The organism is Mariniluteicoccus endophyticus (assembly GCF_054780035.1).
Genome location: NZ_BAAGXC010000006.1, coordinates 42,124 through 51,858, shown reverse-complemented (window position 1 = coordinate 51,858; position 9,735 = coordinate 42,124). Strand labels below are relative to the sequence as shown.

Genomic DNA, 9,735 nt, shown 5'->3' with positions numbered 1-9,735 from the left:
TGAAGGGGCTGCCCACGGCGATCACCGCGATCTGGCCGGAAGCGGTGGTGCAGACCTGTGTGGTCCATCTGGTCGGCAACAGCCTGCGGTATGCGTCGAAGGCGGACTGGTCGAAGATCACCGCCGCGTTGAAGCGGGTCTAGGTGGCACCGAACCCCGACGTGGCCGCCGACGAGTTCGAGGCCTTCGCCCAGACGTGGGAGGGCAAGTACCCGGCCATGGTGCAGATGTGGCGGCGGTCGTGGGAGGAGTTCATCCCGTTCCTGGACTTCCCGCCCGAGATCCGCAGGATCATCTACACCACCAACGGCATCGAGTCGCTGAACGCCCGGTTCCGGGCCGCCACCCGTCGACGCGGCCACTTTCCCGACGAGGAATCCGCACTCAAGGTCCTCTACCTGTCGATCCGCCACAAGGAACCCAACCGCCCCAACCCGACCGGTCAGGTCTCCGGTTGGAAGAACATTCTCAACATCTTGTCCCTGACCTACGGCGACCGCCTGGGTCTGAACTGACCAACCTCACTTACACAAAGAATCTGACAGACCCGGTCAATGAGATCGCGGAGTCGATGCGCGTCAACGGATGGCAGGGTGCACCAATCGACGTGGTGGAACTGAATGGCCAGCGTGTTGTGGTGGATGGGCACCATCGCCTCGCGGCTGCGCGCCGCGCAGGCATTGATGTCCAGTACCGGGTTGTCGATCCATCAACGGTGATTGGTCCAGGTCGGTACACGTCGATCGACGACATCCTCCAATCGACGTACTCCGTGGGCCGGGATAGGTTGCGATGACTCCCGGTGAGATCGTCGAGGCATTCGTGCAACTGACGGCCCAATGCCTAGATGCGCTTGTCGTGAGGTTCGAAGGGACCGAGCGGCCAACGATCTGGACGGGTGTGCTTCTTCAACCTCGAGACGGGAGCCATCTGGTGCGATCCGGTGCGCTTGACTGCTTGGGGACCTTTAGGCTCCATGGTCGTGGCTGTCGGTTCGAGTTGGAGTCGGGTGCGGATGTTGATGTGGATTGGGACGCTGAAGGCCGGGCGGTATTCGATTCTTGGCGAGTCCTGATGTATGCCCGCTCGATCGGTGAGGCTTCTGTAGACCAGGAGAGCTTGCGCCAGGCTGCTTTGGACGCGGTCGCGGTTGTCGCGATTGGCCCTGACACGTTCACGTGGCCGCATCGGCGGTATGACCTCACCGTTGGTGGCGTGTGATGCGGCGCGTCCTCTTGGCGTTCGTGGCGGCGCTCCTGGCGTTGGTTGGGTTGGTGTCGCCAGCGGCTGCCGCCCGGCCGGTTTCGGTGGTGGGTGCTGCCACCTACGCCTACGACTCTCCGGTCTACGACGCACCTGCAACTGCGAGCGATCGTGGTTCGCAGGTCGTGGGTTCCACCGATACCACCGACAACGGATCCGTGACGGTCGTGCAGGTTGAATCGCCCCGGGTTTCGTGGAGGGCGGGTTATGCCGTGCTGGCGGTTGCCGGGGCACGGTTGAGTGCAGCGTAGTAGGTGGTTTCGTGCTCGGCGGGCGGGGTGTCGTTGCAGTGGCCGTGCAGGCGTCGGTGGTTGTACCAGTCGACCCAAGACCAAGGTCGCGGCCTCGACGGCCTCGATCCCGCTCCAAGGGCCCTCTCGCCAGATGTGCTCCTTCTTGTAGAGCCGGTTCACCGCTTCGGCGGCGGCGTTGTCGTAGGAGTCGCCGATAGACCCGACCGAGGCCTCGATCCCGGCCTGCGCGAGCCGTTCGGTAGAGGAAATGGCGACGTACTGGACGCCGTGGTCGCTGTGGTGCACCAGCCCCTCGAGGGTGTCCTCACCTTCCTGACGGCGTGACCAGATGGCCTGCTCCAGGGCGTCCAACGCGAGGTCGGTGCGCAGGTGGTTCGCGACTCGCCAGCCCACGATGCGTCGCGAGTACAGGTCGGTGACGAACGCGACGTACACGAACCCCGACCAGGTCGACACGTAGGTTATGTCGGCGACCCAGCGGCGGTTGCGGGGCGGGCGCGGTGAAGTCTCGCTCGAGCCGGTCCGCGGGGAACTCGACGGCCTTGGTGGGGCGGCGCGTGGTCGTGGGGTGTCGCTTGTTCGGCACGCCGGCCAACCCCAGCGCTCCCATGCGTCGCTCCACGGTGCAGCGGGCGACGTGCTCGCCGGGATACTCGCGCGCCAAGGCCTTCCACATCTTCCGGACGCCGTACACCCCGCGGTTCGCAGCGTGCACCGTGGTGATCCGTTCGTCCCAGACCGCGTCCGTGCGCGAACGCGCCGATGGCGGGCGGGACTTGCGGGCGTAGTAGGAGCTGGGGGCGATCTGGTGGCCGGCCTCGGCCAGCGTGGAGCAGATCGGCTCGACCCCGTGCTCATCACGGTGCTCGTCGATGAACGCGTCGACGTCACTCAGCGGCGGTCGAGCTCCGCCTGGGCGAAATACGCACTCGCCTGGCGCAGAATGAGATTCGCGCGCCTGAGCTCGCGGTTCTCCTTCTCGAGCTCAGCGATCCGAGCGGCGTCAGCGCTCGTGGTCCCAGGCAGCTCCCCGTCGTCGACCCGGGCCGCCTTGACCCAGTTCGGCAAGGTAGCGCCGTTGATCGCCAGCTGCTCACCCACGGCCAGACAGGCCTTGTTCTGCGACAACCTCGGCTCAGCAGCGAGACGATCACGCACCAGGCGGATCGCTCGCTCACGCAACTCCTCGGGGTACTTCTTCGGTGCGGGCATATCTGCATCCTCTCGGCAGATCAGACCCTCCACCACACCCGGGGCGACTCAGAGGGCTACCGCGACGTGTTGGGAATGTGGGTCGGCCCTTCGGGTGGGGAGGGTGCGAAGCAGTGGATGAACATGCTGACAGACCTGAAGAATCGTGGGATTCTCGACGTGTGCATCGTGTGTTGCGACGGGCTGAAGGGGTTGCCGCCGGCGATCACCGCGATCTGGCCGGCCGCGACGGTCCAGACGTGTGTGGTGCATCTGATGAGGTCGAGTCTGCGGTATGCGTCGAAGGCGGACTGGCCCAAGATCACCGCGGCGTTGAAACGGGTGTATGTCGCGCCGAGCGTGGACGCCGCCGAGGACGAGTTCGAGTGGTTCGCCGAGGCCTGGCAGGGCAAATATCCGGCGATGGTGCAGATGTGGCGCAGGTCGTGGGAGGAGTTCATCCCGTTCCTGGACTTCCCGCCCGAGATCCGCAAGATCATCTACACCACCAACGGGATCGAGTCGCTGAATGCTCGGTTCCGGGCCGCGACCCGGCGCCGGGGACACTTCCCCGACGAGCAGTCCGCGTTGAAGGTCCTCTACCCCGCCATCCGGCACAAAGAACCGAACCGGCCCAACCCCACCGGCCAGATCGCCGGCTGGAAGAACATCCTGAACGTACTAGCCCTGACCTACGGCGACCGCCTGGGTCTCAACCAACCAACACCACTTACACAAAGAATCAGACAGACCCCCCTGGCCCGGATCTTCCGAGTGCGGGCCGGTTCGAAGTCAACCGAGTTGTTGGTGGTCAGGACGTTGTCATACGCGGGGCCGTAGTTGATGGGATCCCGCGCATCGGAACGGCGTTCACGCCATGACCGCCCTGTCTGTTCGGCTCGTCGGTCTGATTAGGCTCGTCGCAGAGAATCTCTCGGCGTCAGATCGCGAAGCCCTCGTCGCCCAGGCCGACGCAGCTACCGTCATCGCGGAAATCAGTGGCCGTTCGGTTGATGTCGACGTTTCACATGACCTCCCCGCCATATCGCTGCCGAATGGTCCGGTTCATCCCGTCCCCGCCGTCGTTGTTGATGGCAAGCTCTGCGGCGAGCTGATCGTCTGGGTCCGCGGTGGACGTCTCATTGGGGTTGAACAACCGTGGTTCGGCGATGAACCGCCGACCGAGTGGCCAGAGGTGGCTTCTCTTGACTTTGCCTGAGACGTCCCGGGGCGACTCAGAGACCGTCCGATACGATCCGCCTGCCCACTGGAAATGGTTCTACGACTTCTACCACCGGTCCCACCTCCCCCTCCGGTAGATCGGGTCTGATGCTCCTATCTGGTGTCAAGCTGCTGTGAGCCATTCTCGGTAGCGGTGGGCGAGGTCGTCGCTGCGTCTCTTGCCGAGTTCGATCTCTCGGAGATTCGTGCGAGACCGACCGTCCGATCACGCACTGTGCCGATGAGGCGCGGGTGTAGGCTGCCCGTCGCACAACTTGAAGGACGTGCGGATCAGGGAAGCCGGTGCGATTCCGGCGCTGACCCGCAACCGTGAGGCCCTCGGGCCGAGCCGGAGCACTGCCCCGCGCGTCGACTGATTCACCGAACCCGTCGTGGACTGCGGGGAAGGGCCGGTACGCCGGGTCTTCGCGTGGTCTCCGACCACCGAGGAGCCCACATGTACGCCCTTCGTCGCCTCGCCGCCGCACTGCTGGTGGCCATCGGCGCCCTGTCCCTGATCGCGCCGCCCGCCCACGCGGAGGACGGCTACCGCTACTGGTCGTTCTGGCAGGCCACCGGCACGACGTGGGACTACGCGCAGAAGGGCGCCGACGGCATCGTCCCCGACGACGGTCAGGTCCTCGGCTGGCGCTTCGCCTCGGCGGGCATGAACGACCGGCGCACGCCGCGCGCGGCCGGTGACTTCGCCCAGATCTGCGCCGCCGCCCCGGCCGAGGACGGCAAGAAGCGCGTCGCCGTCGTCATCGACCAGGGCACGCCCGCCGACGCGCCGATCGCCGCCACCGACAAGCCCGACGGCAAGGTCAACGGCACGTGCGTCGTCGCCGCCCCCGAGGCCACCGCCGCCGACGTGCTCGCCCAGGTCGCCGACGTCCGCAAGGAGAAGGGCAAGACCTGCGGCATCGGCGGCTACCCGGCCACCGCCTGCACCGACGCCGTACGCATCGACGCGCCCGCCAAGGACGAGACCCTGCCGCTGACCGTGACCGCGCCGAAGGGCTCGTCGAAGGCCACCGCGGCCCCGGCCCCCGCGCCCGACACCGCCGAGAAGGCCACGCCGGTCCTGCCGTGGGTGCTGGCCGCCGCCGTGCTGCTCGTGCTCGCCGCCGGCACCTGGTGGATGCGCAGGCGCCGCACCGACGAGAACGCCTGACGTGCAGGCCGTCCACTCACCGCGCAACCCCCGGGCCCTCCACCCGGGGGCGTGGTGGCTGTGGGCGGCCGGGCTCGCCGTCGCGGCGAGCCGCACCCTCAACCCGGTGCTGCTGGTCCTCGTCGCCGCCGTCGCCGGGTTCGTCGTCGAGGCCCGGCGCACCGACGCGCCGTGGGCCCGCGCGTACACCGTCTTCCTGAAGGTCGCGCTCGTCGTGATCGCGCTGCGCGTACTCCTGCAGGCCGTGCTGTCGACCTACTCCCAGGGCTCCCACGTGCTCGTCGTCCTGCCGCAGCTGCCGCTGCCCGAGGGCGTACGCGGCGTCAAGGTCGGCGGAGTCGTCACCTGGGAGGCCGTCCTGTCGGCGCTGTACGAGGGCGGCCAGCTCGGCATCATGCTCGCCTGCCTCGGCGCCGCCAACGCGCTCGCCTCCCCGCTGCGGCTGCTGCGGTCGCTGCCCGGCGCGCTGTACGAGGCGCAGGTCGCCTGCGTCGTCGCGCTCACGTTCGCGCCGCAGATGGTCGCCGACGCCCGCCGCGTCCACGCCGCCCGCCGCCTGCGCGGCCAGCGCGTACGCCTCGCCACGGTCTTCGGCACCACGATGATGCCCGTCCTGGAGTCGGCGCTCGACCGGGCCGTCGCGCTGGCCGCCGCCATGGAGTCCAAGGGCTTCGGGCGTACGCGCCACCTCGGCCGCGCCGCCCGCGTCACCACCACGCTGGTCTCGCTCGGCGGCATCATCGGGCTGCTCGTCGGCGCGTACGGGATGGTGTCGGCGGCCATGGCGCCCGCCGTCGCCCTCGGCGCGCTCGCCGTGGGCGTCGTCCTGCTGCTCGGCTCGCTCGCGCTGGGCCGCGACCGCGCGGTCCGCTCGCGCTACCGGCCCGACCCGTGGGCGCTGCCCGAGTGGCTCGTCGCCGCCTGCGGCGCGGTCCCCGCGCTCGTCTTTGTCGTCCTCGGCACGCTCGGCCTCGGCGGCCTGAAGCTGCCCGGCCCGCTCGCCGCCCCGCCGGTCGAGGTCCTGCCCGTCGCCGCCGTGCTCGTCGCCGCCCTGGCCGCGTTCGCCGCGCCCGACCCCCGCGTACGCGCCGTCCCCGCGGCCGCCGAGGCCGCCGAGCCCGCCCCCGAGCGGGGGCCGGACCCCGAGGAGGTGCCCGCATGATCCGGCTCACCGACGTCGCGCTGACCTACGACGGCGCCGACCGGCCCACGCTCCACGACGTGACGTTCGAGGTCGAGGAGGGCGAGCTCGTGCTGCTCGTCGGCGAGACCGGATCCGGCAAGTCGACGCTGCTCAAGACCCTCAACGGGCTCGTGCCCCACTTCACCGGAGGCCGGCTGTCCGGAACCGTCGAGGTCGCCGGCCGCTCCACCCGCGACTGGCGGCCCCGCGATCTTGCCGACGTCGTCGGCTTCGTCCACCAGGACCCGCTCGCCTCGTTCGTCACCGACACCGTCGAGGACGAGCTCGCGTACCCCATGGAGAGCCTCGGCACCGCCCCCGACGTGATGCGCGTCCGTGTCGAGGAGACCCTCGACCTGCTCGGCCTGGCCGGCGTACGCCGCCGCACGCTCACCACCCTGTCCGGCGGCCAGCGCCAGCGCGTCGCCATCGGCGCCGCGCTCACCGCCCACCCGCGCGTGCTCGTCATGGACGAGCCCACGTCCGCGCTCGACCCGCAGGCCGCCGAGGACGTGCTGGCCGCCGTGCAGCGCCTCGTCCACGACCTCGGCCTGACCGTCGTCATGGCCGAGCACCGGCTCGAACGCGTCGTCCAGTACGCCGACCGCGTCCTCGAGCTCGGCGGCGGCACGGTCGTCGCGGACGGCGACCCGGCGAGCGTGATGCGGACCGCCGCCGTCTCCCCGCCCGTGGTCCACCTGGGTCGCGCGCTCGGCTGGGACCCGCTGCCGATGAGCGTCCGCGACGCCCGCCGGCGGGCCGCCCCCGTGCGCGCCTCCCTCGCCGACGCCCCCGCCCCCGCGCGCCCGACCGGCGCGAACGGACCGGTGCTGGCCACGCTCGACCACGTGGCCGTGCGTCACCCCGGCCCGGTCGTCGCCCTCCGCGACGTGTCGCTGGCCCTGCGCGGCGGCGAGGTGTGCGCCGTCATGGGCCGCAACGGGGCCGGCAAGTCCACGATCCTGTCGACGCTCGTCGGGCTGGTGCGGCCCGCGTCCGGCTCGGCCCGCGTCGGCGACCTCGACCCCGCCCGCGCCCGGCCGCGCGACCTCGTACGCCGCGTCGGGCTCGTCCCGCAGGACCCCGCCGACCTGCTGTACGCCGCGACCGTCGCCGACGAGTGCCGCACCGCCGACCGCGACCTCGGCGTACCCGCCGGGACGTGCCGCGACCTGCTCGACCGGCTCGCCCCGGGCATCGACCCCGCCCAGCACCCGCGCGACCTGTCCGAGGGCCAGCGCATGTGCCTCGCCCTGGCGGTCGTGCTCGCCGGCGACCCGCCTCTGCTGCTGCTCGACGAGCCGACGCGCGGCCTCGACTACGGCGCCAAGGCGCGGCTGGCCGCCCACCTCGCCGGGCTCGCCGCCGAGGGCCGCGGCGTGGTCATGGCCACCCACGACGTCGAGCTCGTCGCCGAGATCGCCCACCGCGTGGTCGTCGTCGCCGACGCCGACGTGGTCGCCGACGGGCCGACCGCCGACGTCGTCGCCGCCTCCCCGATGTTCGCGCCGCAGGTCGCGAAGGTCATGGCGCCCGCGCCGGTGCTGACCGTCGACGACGTGCTCGCCGCCACCGGGCGGGCGGGGGAGTCGCGATGAGCCACAACACCATCCCGTTCGGCCTCCGCTCGGCCGTGGTCCTCGCCCTCGCCTCGCTGGTGGGGCTCATGGCCTTCACCTGGCCGCTGGTCGTGCCCATCCAGCAGGCCGCCGCACGCTCGTCGTCCCACTCGACCGACGCGCCGTGGCTGTTCGCGCTGCTGCTGCCGCTGCTGGCCGCGGTCGTCCTCGCGCAGATCATCGACGGCGGGATGGACGCCAAGGTCGTCGCCCTGCTCGGGATGCTCACCGCCGTCGTCGCCGGCCTGCGCGCGCTGAGCCCCGGCACCGCCGGTCTCGAGCCCGGCTTCTTCATGCTCATCGTGGCTGCCTACGCGTTCGGGCCTGGCTTCGGGTTCGTCCTCGGCGCGCTCGGCATCGTCGCCGGCGGGCTGTTGACCGGCGGCATCGGACCGTGGGTGCCGTTCCAGATGTTCGCCTCGGGCTGGGTCGCGCTCGGCGCCGGCCTGCTGCCCAAGCCGCGGCGCGAGGCCCGCTGGGGCCACGTGGTGCTGCTGGCGGCGTACGCGCTCGCCGCGGGGCTGGCGTACGGGCTGGTGATGAACCTGTGGTTCTGGCCGTTCGCGCGCTTCGAGTCTGGGCTCACGTTTGACCCGGGCGCGCCGCTGGCCACCAACGCCGTGCACTACGCGCGCTTCTGGCTGGTGACCTCGCTGTTCTGGGACCTGCCCCGCGGGGTGGTGTCCGCGCTCCTCGTGCTGGCGTTCGCCAAGCCGCTGCTGCGGGCGTTCGCCCGGGTCGGTCGCCGCGCGGCGTTCGGCGCCGAGGTCGCGTTCGACTGAGCCGGATCGCACGCGCGACGCGCCCTCGACGGCTCCTGCCGGCGTGTCATGTCGCTCCGCGTGCGATCGAGCTCGCCCTCAGGTGCGCAACGCCTCCCTGACCCAGGCGACGACCTGCCCCGGCTGCTCATCGAGCATCTCCGGCGTGATCCGCAGCACCCGCCACCCCATCGCCTCGAGGTCGTTGTGGCGACTCCGGTCGTGCTGGAACGCCTCGAACCCGCCGTGAAACTGCCAGGAGTCGATCTCGACGGCCACCTGCTCCCGGTGGAAGGCGACGTCGAGGTAATACCAGTGGTGGTTCGCCCTGACCAGGGCGTTGCCGGCCCACCCCGTGATGCCTGCCCGCCGCAGGAGCTGATGGAAGTTCGCCTCCGGGCATGACCAGGGTGTCGCTCGTGCGTCCCTGGCGGCCCGCCGCCGCGCGGCGTTCCCGCGGGTGCCCCGGTGAGCCACAGCCGCGACCTCGAGCGCCAGCGGCGTGACCTTCTTCTTGCGGAGGGCGGTGTGGATGGGGCCGGAGCCCTCCACGGCGGCGATCTGGAGCAGCGAAAGTGCGGGTTCGACGTGGGGGACGGGCGTGTCGAGCACGTGCTCGGGGGCGATGACGCCCCTGGAGGCACGGAACCAGCCCTCGCTCACCCGCCACTGGCGCGGCGAGCTGAAGGTCAGCTGCTCGGGCCACGTGTCGCGGCGCAGGTGAAGGGCTGCGGCCGACGCGCCGGTCAGCACGGCATCGCGGTCGTAGGCGTGGATCGCGGCTGCCCTGACCGCGGGGCGCCGTTCGGTGCCGGCCCGGACATAGGTGCCGGGCAGGATTCGGGACAGCTCGCCCGCGCGGGCGGCCCGCCCGACGCGGTTGCGGTTGGACTTCGTGAGGCGGACGACGGCCTCGCCGCCGAGGAGCGAGTCGATGGACATGCCTGAGAATGGTTCGCGGGAGTGCGGAAACGTCTCGCGCGGACCTGACCTGGGGATGGGCTTTCCCCGATCGACCCGAGTCACCTGTGGACAGCGAGCTCGATCGCACGCGGGGCGAAACGACACG

Annotated in this window: 7 protein-coding genes, 3 pseudogenes, 1 riboswitch and 1 other annotated feature; of the genes and pseudogenes, 8 read left to right on the top strand and 2 right to left on the bottom strand. The window is 70.6% G+C overall.

Annotated elements, in window-relative coordinates:
• Positions 1-515, top strand: a pseudogene (locus tag ACYVGD_RS02350) (IS256 family transposase); the annotation flags it as partial.
• 277 nt (positions 516-792) lie between these two features.
• Positions 793-1,221, top strand: coding sequence for a DUF6896 domain-containing protein (locus ACYVGD_RS02345; protein WP_460741366.1), 429 nt, complete (start codon positions 793-795; stop codon positions 1,219-1,221).
• 247 nt (positions 1,222-1,468) lie between these two features.
• Here the strand turns inward: ACYVGD_RS02345 and ACYVGD_RS02340 are convergent.
• A pseudogene (locus ACYVGD_RS02340) lies at positions 1,469-2,729 on the bottom strand (IS3 family transposase).
• Positions 2,314-2,445: a sequence feature (AL1L pseudoknot), on the bottom strand. Its footprint overlaps the pseudogene before it by 132 nt.
• Positions 2,730-2,780: 51 nt before the next feature.
• Here ACYVGD_RS02340 and ACYVGD_RS02335 point away from each other — a divergent pair.
• From ACYVGD_RS02335 to ACYVGD_RS02310, 6 genes and pseudogenes are all read left to right on the top strand, one after another.
• A pseudogene (locus ACYVGD_RS02335) lies at positions 2,781-3,425 on the top strand (IS256 family transposase); the annotation flags it as partial.
• A gap of 160 nt (positions 3,426-3,585) precedes the next feature.
• Positions 3,586-3,927 (top strand): hypothetical protein, encoded by a 342-nt coding sequence (locus tag ACYVGD_RS02330; RefSeq protein WP_460741365.1) that lies wholly within the window; start codon positions 3,586-3,588, stop codon positions 3,925-3,927.
• Positions 3,928-4,162: 235 nt separating this feature from the next.
• Positions 4,163-4,309: riboswitch (cobalamin riboswitch) on the top strand.
• A 77-nt stretch (positions 4,310-4,386) separates the two neighbouring features.
• On the top strand, positions 4,387-5,103 hold the full coding sequence (locus ACYVGD_RS02325; RefSeq protein ID WP_460741364.1) for an SCO2322 family protein: 717 nt from the start codon (positions 4,387-4,389) through the stop codon (positions 5,101-5,103).
• A 1-nt stretch (position 5,104) separates the two neighbouring features.
• Positions 5,105-6,265 (top strand): energy-coupling factor transporter transmembrane component T, encoded by a 1,161-nt coding sequence (locus ACYVGD_RS02320; protein ID WP_460741363.1) that lies wholly within the window; start codon positions 5,105-5,107, stop codon positions 6,263-6,265.
• A complete protein-coding gene (locus tag ACYVGD_RS02315) occupies positions 6,262-7,884 on the top strand; it encodes an ABC transporter ATP-binding protein (protein WP_460741362.1) in 1,623 nt (540 codons plus the stop codon). Before ACYVGD_RS02320 ends, ACYVGD_RS02315 begins: the two co-directional genes overlap by 4 nt.
• Positions 7,881-8,687, top strand: coding sequence for an ECF transporter S component (locus ACYVGD_RS02310; RefSeq protein ID WP_460741361.1), 807 nt, complete (start codon positions 7,881-7,883; stop codon positions 8,685-8,687). The genes ACYVGD_RS02315 and ACYVGD_RS02310 overlap by 4 nt, the downstream gene beginning before the upstream one ends.
• 78 nt (positions 8,688-8,765) lie before the next feature.
• Here the strand turns inward: ACYVGD_RS02310 and ACYVGD_RS02305 are convergent, their stop codons facing one another.
• Positions 8,766-9,608, bottom strand: a complete 843-nt coding sequence (locus ACYVGD_RS02305) for a DUF559 domain-containing protein (RefSeq protein WP_460741360.1) — start codon at positions 9,606-9,608, stop codon at positions 8,766-8,768.
• Between the last annotated feature and the right edge of the window lie 127 nt (positions 9,609-9,735).